16 protein-coding genes and 1 pseudogene are annotated in these 20,440 nt (G+C 45.3%); 3 read left to right on the top strand and 14 right to left on the bottom strand.

The genetic code is table 11. The annotated features are described in order from the left end of the window. The 10 genes and pseudogenes from RMO35_RS24050 to RMO35_RS24005 all read right to left on the bottom strand — a co-directional run. Nucleotides 1–415 (bottom strand): annotated as a pseudogene (locus RMO35_RS24050) (aconitate hydratase B); the annotation flags it as partial. Between the two features lie 137 nt (nucleotides 416–552). After that, entirely contained in the window at nucleotides 553–2,889 is a 2,337-nt protein-coding gene (locus RMO35_RS24045; protein WP_309745092.1) for a HEAT repeat domain-containing protein, read from the bottom strand. Nucleotides 2,890–3,019: 130 nt separating this feature from the next. Beyond that, the gene (locus RMO35_RS24040; RefSeq protein ID WP_309745090.1) at nucleotides 3,020–3,208 is read right to left on the bottom strand and encodes a hypothetical protein; all 189 of its coding nucleotides are present in this window, start codon (nucleotides 3,206–3,208) and stop codon (nucleotides 3,020–3,022) included. Beyond that, entirely contained in the window at nucleotides 3,205–3,549 is a 345-nt protein-coding gene (locus RMO35_RS24035) for a hypothetical protein (RefSeq protein ID WP_309745088.1), read from the bottom strand. The genes RMO35_RS24040 and RMO35_RS24035 overlap by 4 nt, the downstream gene beginning before the upstream one ends. 70 nt (nucleotides 3,550–3,619) lie before the next feature. After that, a complete protein-coding gene (locus tag RMO35_RS24030; RefSeq protein WP_309745086.1) occupies nucleotides 3,620–5,011 on the bottom strand; it encodes a 16S rRNA (cytosine(967)-C(5))-methyltransferase in 1,392 nt (463 codons plus the stop codon). A 153-nt stretch (nucleotides 5,012–5,164) separates the two neighbouring features. Further along, the gene (locus RMO35_RS24025; RefSeq protein ID WP_309745084.1) at nucleotides 5,165–7,234 is read right to left on the bottom strand and encodes a DUF3769 domain-containing protein; all 2,070 of its coding nucleotides are present in this window, start codon (nucleotides 7,232–7,234) and stop codon (nucleotides 5,165–5,167) included. A 25-nt stretch (nucleotides 7,235–7,259) separates the two neighbouring features. Then, the gene (locus tag RMO35_RS24020; protein ID WP_309745082.1) at nucleotides 7,260–7,379 is read right to left on the bottom strand and encodes a photosystem II reaction center protein I; all 120 of its coding nucleotides are present in this window, start codon (nucleotides 7,377–7,379) and stop codon (nucleotides 7,260–7,262) included. A 338-nt stretch (nucleotides 7,380–7,717) separates the two neighbouring features. Continuing rightward, entirely contained in the window at nucleotides 7,718–9,004 is a 1,287-nt protein-coding gene (ctpC, locus tag RMO35_RS24015; RefSeq protein WP_309745080.1) for a carboxyl-terminal processing protease CtpC, read from the bottom strand. Nucleotides 9,005–9,373: 369 nt separating this feature from the next. Further along, on the bottom strand, nucleotides 9,374–10,597 hold the full coding sequence (gene ispG / locus RMO35_RS24010; RefSeq protein WP_309745078.1) for a (E)-4-hydroxy-3-methylbut-2-enyl-diphosphate synthase: 1,224 nt from the start codon (nucleotides 10,595–10,597) through the stop codon (nucleotides 9,374–9,376). Next, nucleotides 10,560–10,874: a hypothetical protein gene (locus RMO35_RS24005; protein ID WP_309745076.1), complete on the bottom strand. Its 315-nt coding sequence runs from the start codon at nucleotides 10,872–10,874 to the stop codon at nucleotides 10,560–10,562. The genes ispG and RMO35_RS24005 overlap by 38 nt, the downstream gene beginning before the upstream one ends. A gap of 55 nt (nucleotides 10,875–10,929) precedes the next feature. On the opposite strand from RMO35_RS24005, the gene RMO35_RS24000 reads away from it, so the two are divergent. Next, nucleotides 10,930–14,091 (top strand): patatin-like protein, encoded by a 3,162-nt coding sequence (locus tag RMO35_RS24000; protein ID WP_309745074.1) that lies wholly within the window; start codon nucleotides 10,930–10,932, stop codon nucleotides 14,089–14,091. 41 nt (nucleotides 14,092–14,132) lie between these two features. Here RMO35_RS24000 and RMO35_RS23995 read toward each other — a convergent pair whose 3' ends face one another. The 4 genes from RMO35_RS23995 to pyrH all read right to left on the bottom strand — a co-directional run bounded on the left by RMO35_RS23995 (nucleotide 14,133) and on the right by pyrH (nucleotide 16,593). Beyond that, on the bottom strand, nucleotides 14,133–14,672 hold the full coding sequence (locus tag RMO35_RS23995; RefSeq protein WP_309745072.1) for a GIY-YIG nuclease family protein: 540 nt from the start codon (nucleotides 14,670–14,672) through the stop codon (nucleotides 14,133–14,135). A 94-nt stretch (nucleotides 14,673–14,766) separates the two neighbouring features. Beyond that, on the bottom strand, nucleotides 14,767–15,087 hold the full coding sequence (locus RMO35_RS23990) for a hypothetical protein (RefSeq protein WP_309745070.1): 321 nt from the start codon (nucleotides 15,085–15,087) through the stop codon (nucleotides 14,767–14,769). A gap of 242 nt (nucleotides 15,088–15,329) precedes the next feature. Continuing rightward, nucleotides 15,330–15,878, bottom strand: coding sequence for a ribosome recycling factor (gene frr, locus RMO35_RS23985; protein WP_309745068.1), 549 nt, complete (start codon nucleotides 15,876–15,878; stop codon nucleotides 15,330–15,332). Beyond that, nucleotides 15,865–16,593 (bottom strand): UMP kinase, encoded by a 729-nt coding sequence (gene pyrH, locus RMO35_RS23980; protein WP_309745067.1) that lies wholly within the window; start codon nucleotides 16,591–16,593, stop codon nucleotides 15,865–15,867. Before pyrH ends, frr begins: the two co-directional genes overlap by 14 nt. A 220-nt stretch (nucleotides 16,594–16,813) precedes the next feature. Between pyrH and RMO35_RS23975 the strand changes: the two genes are divergently transcribed. Next, nucleotides 16,814–19,108 carry an ATP-binding protein gene (locus RMO35_RS23975; RefSeq protein WP_309745065.1) on the top strand — a complete coding sequence of 765 codons (2,295 nt, stop codon included), beginning with the start codon at nucleotides 16,814–16,816 and terminating at the stop codon, nucleotides 19,106–19,108. Nucleotides 19,109–19,502: 394 nt separating this feature from the next. Then, nucleotides 19,503–20,414 carry a response regulator gene (locus tag RMO35_RS23970; RefSeq protein ID WP_309745063.1) on the top strand — a complete coding sequence of 304 codons (912 nt, stop codon included), beginning with the start codon at nucleotides 19,503–19,505 and terminating at the stop codon, nucleotides 20,412–20,414. Nucleotides 20,415–20,440 lie beyond the last annotated feature (26 nt).

Below are 20,440 nucleotides of genomic sequence, written 5' to 3'. Positions count from 1 at the left end.
GGGAGAGTTCCCACACATCGTTAAATGCGTCGTAAACGAGGACGATTTTACTTAGTGCTTTGACTGCGGCGGTTGCCAGTTCGGTATCATTAGATTCGAGGAGGTCAATTAGCGATCGAACGTTATATCCACCTAGCATAGTCCCTAATAACTCGATCGACTCGATCTGATTAATCAGCGGACTAGTAATTTTACCTGTAGTAATGCTAGTCAGGAAGCCAGCTTTGACATAAGCAGCCGGATCTACTCCAGGCGGAACTCGATCGCGCAATAATGCAATTAGGTTAGCCTCTTCACCCGCTGGTGGATGCTGTAATAGTTCGCAGAGGGCACTGGTTTGTTCGGCATCGAGGGGTAATGGGGGAATTCCCAACGCGGCTCGATCGGCTGTATGCTGGCGATATGCTTCTAACATCTTAAAATAGAGATTCTGTATATAAGTCTTTCTATTTTAATAGGTGGCGGCTACTGGTGAGTGTTTGGGGCGATCGATTTTCCAAGGAGAGACTCGCGGAAAGTCAGAGGATCGAATTGCACATTATCCAATTTGCACTAATCTAATGCGTGTATTTTTGCCAATAGAATACTTGCACGCTCTCTTCCTTTCCAAGACTCGTCTTTTATTGCATCTGTCAATCCCTCAGCTATTAAGCTTTTTTGTGAATTTGAAATATTTTTCCCCAATCGAAGGACGATCTGCTGTAAGCTATCGACAACATCTTCACGAATATTTGCTCGATGCTCTTGTTCATTTTTCAAGATGCTCAACAAAGGTTCGATCGCATTTTGTTGACCGACAGCACCTAAAGCTTTGACAACAATACTTCGGCGTACATAGCTACGAAAATCGAGACAATCTACTAATGCAGCAGTAACAGCAATTAATCCTTCATCTAAAGATGATGAAGTTGGAGTTCTAATTAAAGACTGTACTGTATTTATCCGAACACGGATATCTTTATGTTGTAATCCCTTAATGGCTAAGTCGATCGCAGTACTAAAGTTCTCTTTAGTTTCTATTCTGGAAATAACTGTACCGAAAAAGTTGTAACGACTAGCATCATTGCGAACTTTACGATTAGAGTGTTCCATTGCCGCACTTAACCCAAAGATCGCTATTTTATAATCAACTTGTGGTAATAATCGAGCCATTGCAGAGCGAACATTCTGAAATTGGCTTTGTAAGGATAATCTCAATGTTAATTTGTTGTTGATTCCGTAAATTCCGACTACAGCGTAAAATGCTGATAGTCGGATCTGATGATGTTCTGATTGCAAACTATCAATCAAAGGTTCCATTGCTCGATCGCTACCAATGACACCTAAAGTAGCTGCTGCACCCATTCTCACTGCATGAGACGAATCTTGTATGGCAATAATTAAAGGATCGATCACTTGTTCTAGATTGGCTGCTTGTCTTTGCCCGATAATTCTGAGTGCAAGCGTCACATTCTTTCGTATATTATGTGATGGATCTTGCAAAGCTTTAATTAATACTTCCACCGATTCATCATTACCAATTCTAGCCAGAGATCGAATTGCTTTGATTCTAATCCAACAGTTCTCAGATTGTGCTGCTAGGATCAGAGGATAGATCGCTTGTTTTTCACCAATTTTACCTAATATTTCAGCAGATCTACCACGCGCGCGATAAAAACCATTTTGTAAAATATCGATCAATAATTCTATTTGTCTTTTGCTAGTATCGCTAGTCAATACACCCGCAATACGATCGCATAAGTCTGGATCGTGACTATTGAAAGAATCGAACAAACTTTGAATAGAGCGTTCGCTATTAATTTTACCCAATCCATTAATAGCACCCTGCCGTATATATAGATCTCCCTCTCTTAACTGAGACTCTAATACTTCGATAGCACGTTCATTCCCTATTTTTCCTAATGCTTCTGCTGCATCTTTTCTAACCTGGGGATGTTCATCTGCTAAAGCTTGTATCAAAGGTTCTACAGATAGATCGCTGCCTAAATCGCCTAACGCTGCGGCTGCACAAAATCGAATCATTGGCTCTGAATCTACCAACATTTGGATTAATGGTTCGATTGCCTGAATGCTACCTAGTTTACCCAATGCTTGCGCGGCACTCGTTCTTACCCCCCAATAATATCGATCTTCTAGTGCAATCAACAATGGCTCGATCGCTCGATCGTCTTTCAATAATCCTAATGCTTCTGCTGCACAACCACGTACATACTCATGCTTATCCTGCAAGGCTACGAGTAAAGTATCAACAGTATCTCGATCTCCAATTTTGCCTAATGCTGTAGCTGCCTTCATTCTCATCGAAAAATCAGGGTGTTCCTGTAAATTCTTAATCAACAAGGGAATAGCAGAATTGCTGCCAAGATCTCCTAGTGCGTTCGCAGTCATTTCTCTAACATGAACATTAGGATTTTCTAAATCTTTAATTAAAGCAGCCTCTGCCAAAACTGCTACGCTTCCTAGCTCTTTCTGACTAGCAATTACTTTTAATGCTTGTATCGCTCGATAATCGAAAATACCGCTTAACTCTGGAATAACTAACTCGGAATTTGTTGCAGCTAAAAAATTTATTTTGCTATGAAGTCCGTAAGACTGTCCCTGTGTAAATAGATCAATTAGTTCTCTCAATCGCCCTACTGTTTCCGATTGAAATTGAGATTGTGCAGCACCTGCTAGTCTAGAGGCTAGTTTCTTATTAACTTCCCACGTCAATTCGATGATGCGGATTGCTCGATCTTTATTCTCCACCAGCGGCATCATCGCCAGTAATAGATCGTTATATCGCGGTTGGCTCAAATATTTGGCAATCGAGTCACGATCCGACAAATTATTCAATTGATGTAACAATTCTCGATCGGTAATCTGGATATCTTCGTTAAAATCGTTCATCTGCCACTTGCGGTACAATGATAAATCAATGATAAATTTTCGTCGGCTCTTCGCGATCTTGTTATCTTGCTAGAAAAACCGATCTGATGACTCATCAAGCTAAAATGAGGGGGTTCGATCGATTCGTAGATTAACCTTGTCCCTGTTCTAATGCTTTACCTAAACGTTGTTTACGTTGGGTTAATATTTCTCGATCGAGTTTGGCAATAACTTCTTCTAGTTCAATACCTGCCAACTCCATTTCCTGACAATTTCGATGCGCTCTAGCTAAAGTCTGCTTAATTTTTTCTGGATCTGGGATAGTAGGAATAGAACTCATTTTAACCTCCAATCTAGTTTAATTTCCTCTAGACTCCGCTCTAACGCAGGAATGCGATTCTCGATATTGGCGATAGCGTCATTCATCAATTTTAGCAGATCGTTAGAAATACTGGGTTGTACTTCTGCAATCCGCAAGTGAAGGGTTGAAAGTTGCGAAAGCTTGGTTCTGGCTTGTTCGGCTATTTCAGTCAGTTGTTCTAGCGTTGAGATTGTCTCCTGATTTTCACCAATACTGTCCAGAATGATGAACTCTAACGATCTTGCTTCATCGATAAGATCTAATAGTTGTTCTTTCTGTTGGCTTAAAGTTGCTCGGATTTCTGGAGATAGCTTTGCCATAATAATTTACAAAAATGTCCCTGAGCTATCTTAACTCGATCTGATAACTCCCCGTATTCATTAATCTGGATTAATTTGTTAGTAAACGGCGCAGTTTAACCATAAAAAAGCCATCCATTTGTTGACGGTGCGGCCAAACTTTAATCCAGCCAGACTCGCTCGCTAAATTTGCTAAAGGAGAATCAGCAGGTGGTGGTTCGATTTGCCAATCTGGATGAGTTTTTAAAAACGGCAGAACGATCTCCTCATTTTCGATCGAGCAGACGGTACAAGTCGCATATACTAGCACGCCACCAGGTTTGACCCAAGTTGCAGTATTTGCCAGTAGCTTGGCTTGTAATTGGGCTAGCTCCTGGATTTGTGCTGGTGTCTTTTGCCATCTAGCATCAGCGCGACGGTGGAGTGTACCCAGTCCTGAGCATGGTGCATCTAATAATACTCGATCGGCTGTATCAGTCAGTTCGTTAAAATCACAGCTATCGCCAGTTAAAATTTTGATAGTAGTTAGTTGCAGTCGATCGAGATTTTGCTGAAGTCTCTTGAGTCGCGAGGCTGTTTTATCTAGTGCTAAAACCTGTCCGGTATTACCCATCAATTCAGCGATGTGCGTAGTCTTGCCGCCCGGTGCCGCGCAAGCATCGATAATGACCTCATGTGGCTGGGGATCTAATAAATGTGTTACGAGTTGAGCGCTACTGTCTTGAATCGTCCACCAGCCTGCCTGATAGCCAGGTAATTGACTGATTGCACCCACACTACCAACAAATCTCAATCCTTGTGGTGTATAGAGAATAGGGATTGCTATAACGCCAGCAGTCTCAAAAATCTCAATTAATTTATGGCGTTGTTGTTCCAGTTTTGCGATGTTTGAGGTGTCCGTGGCTAATTCTAGCTCTATTTTAAGCGGATTTAGGCGCACATCAATACTGGGAGTTTGATTGAAAGCTTGACATAATTGTTCGGTTTCAATCGCTCCCAATTCGGCAATCCATTGCGAGATCGTCCAGTCTGGAAAACTATATAAAGTTCCCAAACGAGCGAGCGGATCTTCAGGTAAATCCAGGACTTCTTCACACTCATTTTGAAGGCGAATATACTGCCGTAAAATACCATTGACAACGCCAGCTAATCCAGCTAAATCGTTAGTTTTAGCTAAGTCTACCGTGGTATTGACAGCCGCAGAATCGGGAATTCGATCGAGATATCTAAGCTGATATAGTCCCAGTCGTAATAGTTGTCTGAGATTGGGTGGTTGACGCGTCGCAGGTTGTTTGGCTAATCGATCGATAATCGCATCCAGGGTGCGTTTGCGGCGGACGATCCCATTAACTAATTCGGTAAATAAATTGCGATCGACTGCGGCTAATTCAAATTTACTTAATAGTCGCTCGACGACTACATCGGTATAGCTACCAGTCTCGATATCTTTGAGCGCAAACAATACTAGCTGACGAGCATCCATGAGTAATTGATAATTGATAATTAATAATTAAATATCCTCTAGGATCGTCTTGAAAAAGTCGAGATACTTTAGCAATAGCAACTCGATTCAATTCGTAGAGTGGATTATCGATCGAGTGTAATGCAACGATGATAATCGCGGGGTAATATTGGCTTAGAATCTAGGTGTGATGCCATCCCAGTTAAAGTCATTGAGCCTAAAACCGATCGATCCTAGTTGAAGTGTGGGATTATAGCGAACGATGATATTATAGGTACGGCGACTGTATTCTACATAATAATCCGTGCTAATTTGCTGTCCAGAATCGAGATTGAGTGAGGATTGAATTCCCAATCGGAAGGGTCCGCTAATTTGTTGATTGATTCCCGCCGATAAGATCCGATTGTCTACGAGTCGATCGAATAGAAATGGTGATTCTTGAGAGCGAAATTGTTGAAAGTAGTTCAAATTAAATCCAGTATAATCAAAAGATTGTTTGGAAAAGTTGCCAAACTGTCCTTGAATGCCGACATTATAGCCAATGGCTGATTGATTTTCACCATTACTATAATTACTATTTACTGCCCTAATTCCGGTATTAAGTTGGAGATAAGGTACGACTGGCACCGGACTATAGTTATAAGTTTCTTTTTCGTTTGGCGGTAAACTTTTTCCCTCCCACAGTCGAAAACTTTTATTGAGATTTGCGGATGCTTGATAGCGATTGAGGGTAATCAAATTATTCGATCGAGTCGGACTGAGAAGATTTTGCCGATCGGTATTGGCATTAATCATTTGTGCGCCCAGTTGATAGTCGAGATTGACACCAGTATTGCCAATCGGAATAACTGAAGAAGCTAATACCGCTCCCAAGCTCGACTGGACATCTTGATACCCTAGCGAACTATTAAAAACTTGTTGGCGATAGACAGCTTCACCCGTCAATAGATGAGGATACCCGACTAAACTCAGATTTTGTTTGACGCTGACTTGGCCGCGAAAATTGTCGCTAATTTTATCGAAATTGAATCCAGTTAAGGCGGCTGAAGCTTGGAGGGTAGTATCAGGGCCAAAATTACCTTCGATACTTGTTTTCACACCAAATGCCGAACTGTCAATCGGGTTTAATTTAGTAACTGCACGCTGAAGATAATATTGGGGGGTAACAGTGAGTTTAAAGCGCGGATCGAAAATCGGATAAAAATTGTTTTCGACATAGACACCGCCGCGCTCTTGACCGTCAAATCCGATGTTAAAAGGATTAGGGCTTTTGCCAACTTTATTTAAGACTAATCGGTCTCTAAATAGCGGTGAAATGGGAACATCAAAATTATTTTCGACAGTCAGACGCGCATTACTAGTTGTAATTTCATCTTCCTCACTACTGACAATTCTAAACTGTGCGCGATCGGCTTTGACTTGGAGTTCTGGTGGTGAAAAAGGGTCGTTAGTCAGGCGGATTTTTTCAGCCGTGACGCGATCGCCTACGAAGTCAATTTTATCAGCTTGAAAGCGCAATCGCGTAATTGTCCCGCCCCGGGGTTTGAGTGTGGGCTGATATTCAATATCGCGATCGCTGCTATTAATCCCCGTAGTACCGATATTCTGAATATTAGTGACTGGTTGGTCGTTACGCAGGCGATCGCTCAATAGCGGTTCGACAAAGGTCTTTTCACCAGCAGGCGGCGCTACTGTCGTTCTGGCGATGCCATTGAGATCGCTAACTAATGTCGGCTGGTAGATATCGCCGCGTGCTTCGACAACACTTCCGCGATCTTCCTCAAAATTGTATTCAAACTGAGTTCCGTAGAGGATTTGCTTGCCGCGCAGCAGCGAGACATTCCCTTCAGCGACAGCAATTTTGGTTTTGAGATTGACGCGCAAGCGATCGGACTGCAAGATCGCTTGATTGAATCTGACAACTACTTTGCCATTGGCCGTAATTATCTGCGTATTATTATCAAATTCTTGCTGTGAGGCATTGAGTTCGATCGTCCCTTTGGGTGCGGCAATATTCGTCGTCGGCGGGGCTTGAGGGCCATTTTGGACGATCGTATATTTTAGCGGTGCCGAGCTGCTGATGGGAGCTAAATTTGCGGTGGGTGCTGGCACCTCGCCAGCAAATACGGGATGCAGAGAAATGTCGATCGCGTAGTAGGACAAGAGTAATAAATACCCCGCGAGTTGCCACTTTCGCCGAGCCACGTACCGATCTGACTGTTTCCCCACGCTGACGCTCTCCATCGCTAACTATCGATCCGAACTATATCTATTCAGACAGATCGCGGTTGTTTGGGTTCCGGGAAGGATCGTTAGATAAGAATCCAAAGATAAACACGAGTAGAAACAATGCTACTACAATGTTAACTACAATTTTTAAAGTTGCCATCGATCGAGTATCTCCGAAGGTTTACATTACACTAATCCTTATCATAACTGATTCGCCAAAGTTTGACTTTTGATACCGAATCCCGTTAGTCAAACCTGCGAAGCGGATTTAGTTTGAGTAGCGCTCTCCATTACCAAGGCTGGGAAATAATGCTCTCAACAAACAGCCCCAGCTTCGAGTGAAGCCAGGGCTTTTTTGTTAATCAGTCTAATTTGCGAGCCAAAGATAATACAGCGCTTTGGATAAATAACGATTGGTGAGCTGGGTGACAGACTGTTCTAAACCACAATCGCTGGCTGCTACCTGACACGACGCATTAGCGATCTCCGTCGTGTCAGTTACTTTTTTTGGGCAGAACCGCCGCTTCGCGCGATGGCTACTTGCAATGTTTGAATGGCTTTGGCGTACTGCGGATCGGCAGCAGTTGCTACTTTAGCGCGATCTTTAACCAAGGCTTGAATTTGAGTTTTGGACAACTTGGCTTCCACATCTGGTTTAATCCCAGCGTGGTTGATATCTCTACCGCTAGGGGTGAAGTACTTGGCGATCGTCACAGCCATCCCCGCACCTTCAGAGAGCGGACGCACCGATTGAACCAAGCCTTTCCCAAACGTTTTGACGCCGACTAGTTGAGCGCGTTTGTTATCCTGAAGGGCACCCGCGAGGATTTCACTCGCACTGGCGGAGCCACCATCAACGAGGACGACTAAGGGCTTTTTGGTAATGGCAGTCTTGTTAGCAGAACTCACATCGCCAGTACCTTGGCGGTTGACTGTCGAGACAATTTTGCCATCATCCATCCACATCCGGGCGATATCGATCGCGCCGTAGAGCAAGCCACCGGGATTCGATCTTAAGTCGAGGACATAGCCTGTGGCACCTTGGCTTTCGAGTTTCTGGATGGCTGCGGACATCTCTGTCGCGGCATTAGCACTAAACTGTTTGAGACGAATGTAGCCGATCCCGCCGAGTTCTTTGGGTCGGTATTTAGCTTCGACGGGGTGAATCTCGATTTGTTGGCGCAACAGATTGAATTCGAGAACTTGCCGATTGTCGCGTTGAATGGTGAGCTTGACGCTGGTGCCTTCTTTCCCGCGAATCAGTTGCACGGCTTGATTGACATCCATCCCTTTGGTACTCTTACCATCGATTTTGGTAATAATATCTTTGGAAATAATTCCGGCTTTAGAAGCTGAAGTATCTTCGATCGGGGCGATTACTTCGAGTTTCTTGGTTTTCTCGTTTTGACTCAGTTGAATCCCGACACCAATTAATTGACCGGAAGTATCTACTTGCAGATCCCGAAACTCTCTAGGATCCATGAACCGAGTGTAAGGGTCGTTGAGATTTTTGAGCATCGCTCGGACAGACTTATACACCTCTTCCTTGGTCTTATAATTCTTGTTGAGGTACTGCTTGCGGATTGCCCGCCAGTCTTTTTGATTGAAGCTACCATCGACATACTGTTTATCGACTACCTGCCACACTTCATCGATTAATTCCTTGGGACTATTCTTGAAGAAGGCGACACCTTTGGGCAGATGAAGTCCCGCACCAGTAACTGCGACTGCGGTGAGGACGAATGCTGTAGCACCAATAACTAACCCGTGTTTTTCGATCTTCATGATTTACGTCTGGAATTAGCAGTAAAGGAAAAGTGGATGCGCTCGGCTGCTGCTTAACTTAGCATAATTGACAGATAAAGCAGGTGTGGTGACTCGGTTCACATTTATTAAATCTTAGCATATGGGGGAGATGGGAGATGGCAGATGGCAGATGGCAGATGGCAGATGGCAGATGGCAGAGGGTAGAGGGTAGGGGGTAGGGGGTAGGCGAAACCCAGCCACCCGTTCTAGTTTCTTTGATTCATTAAGCGACGCTTAGCTCTGCTGGAGGCAAGTGCAATCTGTAGCTAGTGGCGTTTGACATTGGCTCAGTCGCTCCCATCTTCTGGCAACTATCCCCTCTCCCATCTCCCATCTACCCTCTACCCTCTACTCCGGTTCAACCCAACGATCGTCGGCCTTAATTAGGGCGATTAATTCGGCGACCCCATCGGCTTCAGGCACGCGTTTAATTTCATCGCGACCGCGATAGAGGGAGATATAGCCGGGTGTTTTGCCGACGTACCCATAATCGGCATCTGCCATTTCACCAGGGCCATTGACAATACATCCCATGACGGCGATGTCTAAACCTGTCAGATGATTGGTAGCCGCGCGTACTTGGTGGAGAACTTCTTCGAGATTAAACAGCGTCCGACCGCAAGAGGGACAAGCGACGTACTCGACCATTGTCTTGCGGAAGCCTAATGCTTGGAGAATACTATAACAAACGGGTATTTCCTTTTCTGGTGCTTCTGTCAGCGATACCCGCAATGTGTCACCGATACCCTCAGCAAGCAGTGTCCCAATCCCAGCAGTGGACTTGATCCGTCCGTACTCGCCATCACCAGCTTCAGTCACTCCCAAGTGAATTGGATAATCCATCCCGGCGGCATCCATCCGTTGGGCGAGCAGGCGGTAAGCGGCGAGCATTACTGGGACGCGGGAAGCTTTCATCGAGATCACTAGATTGTGAAAGTCAAAAGATTGACAAATGCGGATACATTCTAGCGCCGACTCGACCATTCCTTCGGGAGTATCGCCATAGGTAAATAGCATCCGTTCGGCAAGCGAACCATGATTGACACCGATCCGCATCGCTTTATTTTGGTCTCTGAGCGAGATCACCAACGGTTCGAGCATGTCGCGGATCTGGTCGCCGATTTCGGCAAATTCAGCGGGGGTATATTCGGTGCGATCTGGTTTGGGCTTTTCAAACACGTACAAGCCGGGATTGATTCGCACTTTATCGACATGCTTGGCGACTTCTAGAGCGATTTTCATCCCATTGTGATGCACGTCGGCGACCAGGGGCACGACTTGATATGTATCGATTAGTTTTTGCTTGATGTCGGCAAGCGCTCTGGCATGTGCCATGCTGGGCACGGTCACGCGGACGATTTCACAGCCGATCTCGTGGAGACGGCGGATGCCAGCAACAGCACCCTCGATATCGAGAGTATCTTCATTGATCATCGACTGGACGACAACGGGATGATTGCTGCCAATGTTGATGCTGCCAACGGCTACAGAACGAGTCTGACGGCGATGAATGGTGGTATCCGTACCTAAATTACTATAAGCGGACTGGGTGGGTGCTGGCAGGGTCTGCATATACAAACAATGGTGGGGATGTGGCGACGATTGTCTCACCTTCAGCTTGCCACAAGATGAGCATTTGGTGTGGTTTATTTAGTTTACTAAATCGATAAGTGGCAACTGAGTAGTGTAGTATGGCTAATGATTGTCGATCTCCCGATTGGCACATCACTGGCACGATCTCCAACAGATCGCGATGGAGCCTGTTAAAATGGGATAAAATCGCCCAAGCAGTCCTTTTGGTCGCCACATGGCGATTTGAGACTAAAAACTGTAAGATCGGCTCAAGCACACCACACTCTCGACCCCCGAACTTCCTGCCCAGTTATTGCTTGTAACCTGCAATCATGTCTAATCAGCGTAGCTATTATCGACCCAGATTTTCGCGTGAAATACAATTGGGTTTGGTAGTTTATGGCGGCGTATCCCTGGCAATCTACACTCATGGTGTTTGCCAAGAGTTCTACCATGCCGTGCGCGGTCGCGGCATCTATAAATTAGTCAAAGCGTTGACAGATGCCGATTTAGTGGTGGATGCGATCTCCGGCAGTTCGGCAGGTGGCATCAATGGCATTTTACTCGGCTATGCGATCGCCAATAGTAACGATCGCGAGACAATCGACTTTAGTGCCTTTGCCAAAATTTGGCGCAACAGTGGCGAATTACTCAAACTACTCCAAAAGCCCAATCCGTTTAAATCTCCATCTGGAGCGGCTAATGCCGCCAGCGAGAGCTTTTATCAGCGCGGATTGCTCGCGACACTCATTAAGGGCATCGAATACAAGCTACCGAGATCGCCACAAGAATGGTTTTCGAGTACCAAAGAATTAGATCTCGCGATCGCAGGCACTGATTATCTCGGTAGAGTAGACCGAACGCTGGATGAAAACGCGCTCAACCTCAAAGCCAAAAATCACCGGACGATGTTTCGGTTAAAACATCGTCAAGGTCGGAAAGAACCATTCAATCCATACTTTAAAGATCCAGAATTACCGCGATCGCCTACCGATACATTTCAAGCCCTAGTAAAATTGTGTCAGATTACGGCGGGAACGCCAATTATTTTTCCCCTAGTAGAGGTGGATTTACAAGATCGCCGCAATTTAGTCGATCGACAGTTAGTGACTTGGGGTAAACTCTCAAAGTATTATTCGCCAGTGCCGCTAGAGCGAGGGGATAAATTATATTTTCTCGATGGTGGCTTGCTGGACAATACGCCCCTAACTTGCCTGATGAAAGAGGCATACTACCGCTTGCCCAGCCGTGCGGGTCAACGGAAATTATTTTATGTCGATCCCAATCCCGAACAGCTCAACGAGCGGATGCAGGTCGGTAAAAAGCAACAATCGCGCACGGGGAAAATCCTTCAAGCCGCAGCTTTATCAATTCCAATTCATCAGAGCATTACCAACGATCTGCGCACGATTCACGAACACAATCATAAGGTACGACGCTATCAAACTTTAATCGATCGCGCCGAATTAGATGTCGATTCTCAGCAGTTAATCGAAAGTAGCGATCGCACGCAATCGCAAATTTACTTGCGGGGTAGATTATTTGATTTTCGCGATCGCAATTTACCGCTTCTACTTCATGCGGATCTGGGATCTCAAAATACTCAATATTCAGTCGTACTCGATAAGATCGATCGGATTTTGACGAGCAAATTTACCAACCACCAAGATCGCACTCATCATTACAAGTTGCTCGAACGATTTGAATCACAAATTGTCGATTTGGATGTCGAGTATAGCTTGCGTCAGCACTTTTATCTAATCGAACGAATTGGCGATATTATTGCCTTGAATCCGTCGGATGCCGATCGAGAAAAGCTCCGATATCTAGCAGGTCGATTGAGCTGCAATATTAGATTATTAGAAGTAATTAGAGCAAGCATCGAACTGCTGTTAAACGACCGTTCCGTTAGTAATTATTTTTATTACTTAATCAATCAAGAAGGCAACGATCGCCGCCTACGCGCGCTAGTCTACGAACTAATCTTTCGCCTGCATCGATTCCTACTCAATGGTCATAAATTTCAAACGTTTATTCCTGCTGACGCTTCTGGATCGAGTTTTGAGACGATTGCCGTTTATTTTTGGCTAGATTTACCAGAATTAGCTGCCAAAACCGATGGAAATCGCTGGTTGTCTCAGACGCAAATTTCGAGTGTCTTTGCTCAATTAAAACAACGAATTGCCGAACTAGGACAAAGTACCAATCTTCATCCTTTAATTTGGGCAGATCGCGAATTAGAGTTTGATAACGATCGCAATCAAAGCTTTCCCAGTATCTTGCGACAGATTTCAATCGCCGCTGAAGTTACGATCGAGAAATTCGGCGATCGCTACAGCGAACGACTGCTGAAAAAATGGCATACATTTGAGTTTGTCGATCGAGAATTATACCCGTTTGAATACCTGACTAGTTTGCATGAAAAATCAATAATCAATCCAATTTGTATCAGTCCAGACAATGCCCAGTTAGGCATCGGTAGTGGCAAAAATACTCAAGAAAAGCTCTGCGGTGATAAACTCTATAATATCGGTGGCTTCTTTAAAAAATCCTGGCGATCTAACGATTTGCTGTGGGGACGCTTGGATGGACTCAATCGAATCTTAGAAGGAATTATCACTCCCACATCGGTAACTGCTTTTGCGACGTTCGTACAGCGAGAATCGACCAGAACAAACTGCACCTCAGCTCAATATTTAGACTGGTTGATCTCCGAATCACTCCCACATATATCTGGCAACGAACGGCAAAAGATTGGCAAGCATTTAGAAACTTTAGCACAACCTGGATTGCAGATCGATCGGGCCGAGCTTCAGAAAATTCTAGCAGACTTAGTTTTAGCTGGGCAACATGATATATTATCCAGCGATGTCCACTCAGCAATTGAGGGTATGGACGAGCAAGGTTGGTGGCGGGGAACAGGTGACGAAAGTTGGCTGCTCAATAAACTCGAACTCGATGCTGCTAGCACTGTACCCACATCCAACCCAAATACTATCGTCCGAATTATCCATCAATCCCTCACCAATTTAACTACCCAGCAGCAGCATTTCTTTCGCCATCAATATCGAATTGGCGTCGATAAACTTTGGGAAAATATGCCGTTAGTGACATTGATTAGTCTGTGTACTAATATCGTCTTAATTCTGCGAACTTTATTAGTGAGACTATTTAGAACATCTGCTCGCACTCAAACAATTCGCCATCCCCTTTATCATTGGCTCGATGGTAGTCTGCAATCGATTTATTGGTGGCTGCAAGGCGGTAGTATCAAACTTGGCGCAGCGCACAGGCGACCCCGGATTATTTTATTACAACTTTTGGGTGTGACTACCGCCATCGGTGGGATCGTCCTCGCGATTCTATTATCGCCACTCTGGTTATTATTATCGCTTCCGAGTGCGATCGTCTGTTGGTTTTTACAAACCATGCGCCTCAAACGCCTGACTGGTGGTAGAAATAATTCATTTCTACCACAATCGCGGGAGAGTTAAATTAATTGATAATCGAGCATTTACAGCCAACAAAGCCGAGATTATTTGAGATCTAGTAAACCTTGCTCTTTGAGCTTGGGATTGAAGCGAATTTCAGCTTGGACGCCGCGCTCTTGAAGCTTAGCTAAAATCGTGTCCTCAACGCGTCTAGCGACTTGCTTGAGCAGCTTGATTTGAGCCAAACCATCCAAGTCGCCAAAGCTGTCACTTTCGGCGGCGGTCATGGCATGATGGGTAGAGATCGGATCTAACCATTGAGAATTTGCCTCACCGTTGCCAATTGGAATACTGCCATTTTCTGCAATCCAACTAGCCTGGACACTTTCGAGAAATGTCCGATTTGGTCGATCGATCGTGGTTGCTTTTACCCAATAACAAAGTTCTGGCTGTCTGACTAAATGCTGTTTGAGACTCAGGTAAATATCTCGCGAATAGCCGACAAATTGCAAGTCTTGAGATCGATCGAAGATCGCATAAATACCAATCTGATATTGAAGAATTTCGGGTAATTCGCCAATATCATTTATATACGGTAAAAATCCCAAGCTTTCTAAACTTGGAATATCGGTAGTCGCTGACATAAATTATAACTTGTAGATGTAAAATATTATTAGTGCTTCATGACTCGATTAGCACTGTAGTCCGATCGAATCCCGTAGACATCAAGCTTATTAATTAACTTTTTTGATAAATTGCACACAGCCGACTCGGATGAAAAATTTTCGCGGCGAACATAAAGTTAGGCGGAACATTAATAATCAAATGATCTGGAGATTGATAGTATTGTTCGGTTTCGGCGGGCATTCCTTTGGGTGTACCGGGGCTGTAAGGTACAGGCTGAAATATTATTTCAAGAAAGGTGACATGTTGACAACTTGCCTGCTCGGCAACTTGTTGTAAAAATTTTTCGCCTCTTAGTAACTCAAACAAAAGCGCTTGTACTTGAGGATCGAGGGCGAAACTTCCATCAAAATTTTCAATCACTTTTATTTTCATAAGCAAATCAATTAAGTTTTTGTGTATTCTAAAATGTAAATATCGGGCAATAAGCCACATCTAATTTAGATATTAGAATGTAGGGTGGGCAATGCCCACCAGCAAAGATGATTGCTTTTATAACTGCATTTAATCTTTTATTTGTAGATATCGATCGCGATCGACTAATTTTTAATGTCTAAACATAAGTGGTGGGCAGTGCCCACCGTAATATAAATTATTGTTTCAACTGACAGCCAATATTAAACAGTCATAATGTCTTTTTCTTTTTCGGCTAATACTTGTTCGACTTTGGCTCCATACTTATCAGTTAGCTTTTGAATTTTATCTTGGAGATCTTTTGATTCATCTTCAGATATTTCGCTAGCCTTCTCCTGTTTTTTGACATAATCGATCGCATCGCGTCGGATATTTCGCACCGAAATTTTGCCTTCTTCGGCGTACTTACCCGCTTGCTTGACAAATTCCTTGCGACGTTCGCCAGTCAATGGTGGAATATTTAGGCGAATTGTCGAACCATCGTTGTTGGGAGTCAAGCCGATATCTGAAAGCGAAATCGCTTTTTCGATCGTACTCATGCTACTGCGATCGAATGGTTGGATCGTAATCGTCGTCGAATCGGGTGTACCGATATTTGCCAGCGACTTTAGGGGTGTTGGCGTACCATAATAATCGATCGTCACTCGATCGAGCAAACTCGTACTCGCGCGTCCAGTCCGAATCGTATTAAACGAGCGGCTGACTGACTCAACCGCCTTCTGCATATGACCTTCGACATCAGCAAATTTCACAAGAACCTCCTACAAATGTACCGATTGTTTCACCCGCTACTACGCGCTGAATATTGCCCCGCTCAAACAAATTGAACACGATAATGGGAATATTATTTTCCCGACACATGGCAATTGCCGTAGTATCCATCACCCGCAAGTCTCGATCGAGAACGTGCTTAAAAGTCAAACTTTTAAATCGCTTGGCATCTGGATTGACATGCGGATCGGAGTCATAGACACCATCAACTTTAGTAGCCTTAAAAATCACATTAGCATCGATCTCGGCAGCGCGCAGGGCAGCAGCAGTATCGGTGGTAAAGAACGGATTTCCAGAACCCGCTCCAAACACCACTACCCGACCTTTTTCCAGGTGGCGGATGGCGCGGCGACGGATATAGGGTTCGGCAACTTCCTGCATGGCAATAGCGGTTTGTACCCTGGTAGGTACTCCTTTTTGTTCTAGCGCATCTTGGAGGGTAATGGCATTCATCACTGTGGCAATCATCCCCACATAGTCAGCCGTCGCTCGATCCATACCTTTGGCTGAAGCTTTGACACCACGAAAGATATTGCCTCCACCAACAACGATCGCGACTTGAACGCCAGTGGCGACGACTTCGGATACTTCTTGGGCGATGGCTTGGACGATCGTCGGATCGATACCATAGCCAAGATCGCCCATTAGGGCTTCACCACTCAGTTTGAGCAATACCCGCTGGTAAGTCGTCCCCATGTTAATTTATCTTCTCAACTCAAATTTTCTCATCCTTACGATACCAGGAAATGGCGATCGTTTTTCGATAGGAGATGGGAGATGGGAGCTGGGAAATGGGAGCTGGGAAATGGGAGCTGGGGGATGGGAGATGGGGGATGGGCGATCGGTCATTAAGAGATAACCACATTGGACGATCGAATTGAGTTAAGCTAATACAACTAGAACGATTGGGTCAATCATGATAGGCACTAATTTTGACACTCTATATCCCGATCTCACCAACTTAGAGCGATCGTCAATTAATACATTGACAAAAGTTCAATCTCATGGTGTATTGCTAGTCTTGCAAGAGCCAGATTTAATTGTATTACAGGTGAGTAATAATACGCTCGCCACCTTTGGCATCGCACCAAATCGGCTGCTCGGGCAGCCATTAGAGCAGATTTTAGATGTTTTTCAGGTAGAGAAATTTCGAGCGGGATTGGCAGAGCAGAATTTCGAGCGCAGCAATTACAGTAAGGTGTGGTTGCGGAATCCGGACAGTTACAGTGTATTTGATGCTGTGTTCCATCGCAGTCCCGATGGTGCGCTCATTTTAGAATTGGAACCAACCCAGAAAGATGAGCATATCCCCTTTCTCAGTTTTTATCATTTAGCCAAAACCTCGATTCTCCGAGGGAGGGGTGCCAACGAGCGGTTAACTGCCGATTTACCCGCTTTCGGAAAAAATGTGGTCGCCCAAGTACGGGAGATGACCGGATTCGATCGAGTACTGCTCTATCAGTTCGATGATGATGGGCATGGCGAAGTAATTGCCGAAGATAAAGTGGCTCAGATGGAGTCCTATTTGGGGCTGCATTTCCCAGCGTCGGATATTCCCCCACCAGCGCGGGAGATGTTTCTTGCCAACCAGATTCGGGTGATTTCGGACACTCGCGAACAGGCGGTGGAAATGATTCCAGCCCAGCATCCGCTGACGGATCGACCGACAGATCTGACGCTGGCAAATCTCCGGAGTGCGGCTCCCTGTCATAGTGAATATCTTCAGAATATGGGGGTGGGAGCATCTTTGACGATTTCCCTGCTCAGAAATGGACATTTGTGGGGGATAATTGCTTGTCACCATCAGACACCCAAATCGGTAGCTTATGAGTTGCGGAAAGCTTGCGAACTGCTGGGACAGGTGATTTTTGCTGATATTTCGACGATCGAACAGATCGGAGATTTCAGCTATCGATCGAAATTAGCACACGATCGATCTGTGGCGATCGATCGCATGTCCCAATTCTCCAGGGGAGAGGCTAGATCGAAGACTAGTTTCGTGAATGGTTTAATGGGCTACGAGCCAAATTTATTAGATCTGTTCGCGGCTGAGGGCGCAGCCGTCTATTTTGGCGGCGAATGGACGACAATCGGGCAAACTCCACCACCTGCTGAACTCGATTACTTAGTGGGATGGTTGAATGCCAATGTGCAGGATGAAGTATTTTCGACAGACTCGCTGGCGGCATTAGATCCTGCTGCCGAGCGGTTCAAGGACGTTGCTAGTGGGTTGCTATCGATTTCGCTATCGCCGCAAAGTTATATCTTGTGCTTCCGTCCTGAAGTACTGCGTGCGATTAATTGGGGCGGCGACCCACATCATCCGTTCCAAGTAGTCGAAACTGCTGGTAATCTGTCCGTATATCCCCGCAAATCTTTCCAATTATGGAAAGAAATAGTCCGGCTGCATTCTCTCCTCTGGAAAACTGTCGAAATTGAATCGGCGATCGAACTCCGCAGCGCAGTTGTCAAGATCGTCCTGCGTCAAGCTGAAGAATTAGCTCTGCTCGCCACCGATTTAGTCCGCTCTAATGCCGAACTCAAGAAGTTTGCCTACGTTGCATCGCACGATTTGCAAGAACCCCTGCATCAGGTAGCCAGCTATGTCCAACTCCTAGGCACTCGCTACAGCAAGGAACTCGATCGAGATGCCCAAGAGTTTATCGGCTTGGCAGTCGAGGGCGTAAACTTGATGCAGAACCTGATTGATGATGTATTAGTCTACTCGAAGTTAGACTTACAGGGGATTGAATGGGAGCCGACCGATGTTGGCATCGCCTTAAATCGCGCTCTGAACCACTTGCGGGGGCCAATTCGCGAAACAGGGGCGATCGTCACTTCCGACCCGATGCCGACGATTGTAGCCGACAGTACGCAACTAACTCAGCTCTTCCAGAACCTGATCGGGAATGCGATTAAATTTAGCAAACCAGATACCGTCCCCCAGGTGGATGTCTCCGTAGTTCAACGGGAAAATGACTGGTTATTTGCCGTTCGAGCTGATGGGATCGGCATCGATCCCAAATATTTCGATCGGATCTTTGTAATCTTTCAACGCTTACATACCCGCGATGAATACTCAGGTACGGGCATCGGTCTAACTCTATGCAAAAAAATCGTCGAGTGTCATCATGGTAAAATTTGGGTAACTTCAGAATTAGGACAAGGTGCTACTTTTTCATTTACAATTCCATTTAAGAGTGTCAGTTGACCGATCGAATCGACTCGATCGAATCGAAAACCCTAGAGATTCCCCTAAATCCCCTTAAAAAACTACGGTTTACACAAGTCGTAAAACTCTAGTATCCATCCTAAAAGCAGCCCCCCAGCCCCCAATTTTGGGGGAGTAAGACAATTGAAAGCCCCCCAGAATTGGGGGGTTGGGGGGCACACAAAACTAGAAACGAAGTCCAACAGACTTGTATATACACGGCATCTTTTGAAGGCTTTCTTGGGGGAAACCTTATAAGCTAGTAACGCGAAATTCACTTTTCAGATACCTTCTGAGGGATGGTGCTAGTCGCACCCAGCAACATGACAACTCCCCCAACCTGCCCAGATTTTTACAGGTAGGGAGGCTCAAACCCCAAAGCGGGAATAACTAAATGCCAGATAATTTAGCAAAACTTTCTACAGCATCAGCCATCCCCACAAAGTCTGTCCCGATGGCTGCGCCGCAAGTGCCGAAGTACAACACAGCCACTGACTATCCAGACCTTCAAGTGTTGCTAATTGAGGATAATCTCGCTGAAGCGCGGTTATTTAGGGAAATTCTCCAGGATGCTTGGGCTAACAAGTTCGGCTTAGTCCATTTCCAGCGGTTAGGGCCAGCAATTACCGAACTCAATTCCACTCGATTTGATGTTGCGCTGCTCGATTTAACATTACCTGATAGTGACGGGCTGGCATCTTTAGACGCACTGATCCACCATGCCCCAAGTTTACCGATCGTGGTGTTAACCAATACCAACGATGATGAATTAGCCCTCGATGCAGTGCGACATGGCGCTCAGGATTATCTCGTCAAACGGCAAATCAGTCTCGATATCTTAGTACGAGCGATCCGGTATGCGATCGAGCGCAAAGCCTCAGCCGAAGCCCTCCGCGAAATCAATGAAACCTTGGAGTGGCGCGTAGAAGAACGCACCGCCGCCGTCGAAGCCGCGAACGAATCACTCACTCAGGAAATCGAGTCGCGAGAAAATATCCAAAACCGCCTGGAGCTAGCCCAACAGGCTGGTAAACTCGGCACATTTGAATGGGATATTACTGCCGATCTCGTCACCTGGTCGAGCGAATTGGAGTATCTCTATGGGTTGCCACCAGGTAGTTTTGGCAACAGCAACGCCAATTGGCTCGCAACTATTCATCCCGAAGATCGCCCGCAGATCGGTGCAGAATTGGAGCGGTGGGGGGGGGGGGGGGGGGGGGGGGGGGGGGGGAGGAAGGAAAAAGAAAAAGAAACAAAAAAAAAAAAAAAAAAACAGAAAAAAACAAAAAAACCGAAAAAAAAATAGGATTGTGGAGGTTGATGGAAGAAAAA

Source organism: Chamaesiphon sp. OTE_20_metabat_361, assembly GCF_031364565.1.
Note: the sequence above shows the minus strand (reverse complement) of the source record. Positions and strands in the feature narration are given on the sequence as shown.

What these genes read in the sequence shown, in the direction of transcription:
- RMO35_RS24045 (WP_309745092.1), bottom strand. Translation starts at nt 2,889, where the DNA reads ATGAACGATTTTAACGAAGATATCCAGATTACCGATCGAGAATTGTTA.
- RMO35_RS24040 (WP_309745090.1), bottom strand. Translation starts at nt 3,208, where the DNA reads ATGAGTTCTATTCCTACTATCCCAGATCCAGAAAAAATTAAGCAGACT.
- RMO35_RS24035 (WP_309745088.1), bottom strand. Translation starts at nt 3,549, where the DNA reads ATGGCAAAGCTATCTCCAGAAATCCGAGCAACTTTAAGCCAACAGAAA.
- RMO35_RS24030 (WP_309745086.1), bottom strand. Translation starts at nt 5,011, where the DNA reads ATGGATGCTCGTCAGCTAGTATTGTTTGCGCTCAAAGATATCGAGACT.
- RMO35_RS24025 (WP_309745084.1), bottom strand. Translation starts at nt 7,234, where the DNA reads ATGGAGAGCGTCAGCGTGGGGAAACAGTCAGATCGGTACGTGGCTCGG.
- RMO35_RS24020 (WP_309745082.1), bottom strand. Translation starts at nt 7,379, where the DNA reads ATGGCAACTTTAAAAATTGTAGTTAACATTGTAGTAGCATTGTTTCTA.
- ctpC (WP_309745080.1), bottom strand. Translation starts at nt 9,004, where the DNA reads ATGAAGATCGAAAAACACGGGTTAGTTATTGGTGCTACAGCATTCGTC.
- ispG (WP_309745078.1), bottom strand. Translation starts at nt 10,597, where the DNA reads ATGCAGACCCTGCCAGCACCCACCCAGTCCGCTTATAGTAATTTAGGT.
- RMO35_RS24000 (WP_309745074.1), top strand. Translation starts at nt 10,930, where the DNA reads ATGTCTAATCAGCGTAGCTATTATCGACCCAGATTTTCGCGTGAAATA.
- RMO35_RS23995 (WP_309745072.1), bottom strand. Translation starts at nt 14,672, where the DNA reads ATGTCAGCGACTACCGATATTCCAAGTTTAGAAAGCTTGGGATTTTTA.
- RMO35_RS23990 (WP_309745070.1), bottom strand. Translation starts at nt 15,087, where the DNA reads ATGAAAATAAAAGTGATTGAAAATTTTGATGGAAGTTTCGCCCTCGAT.
- pyrH (WP_309745067.1), bottom strand. Translation starts at nt 16,593, where the DNA reads ATGGGGACGACTTACCAGCGGGTATTGCTCAAACTGAGTGGTGAAGCC.
- RMO35_RS23975 (WP_309745065.1), top strand. Translation starts at nt 16,814, where the DNA reads ATGATAGGCACTAATTTTGACACTCTATATCCCGATCTCACCAACTTA.
- RMO35_RS23970 (WP_309745063.1), top strand. Translation starts at nt 19,503, where the DNA reads ATGCCAGATAATTTAGCAAAACTTTCTACAGCATCAGCCATCCCCACA.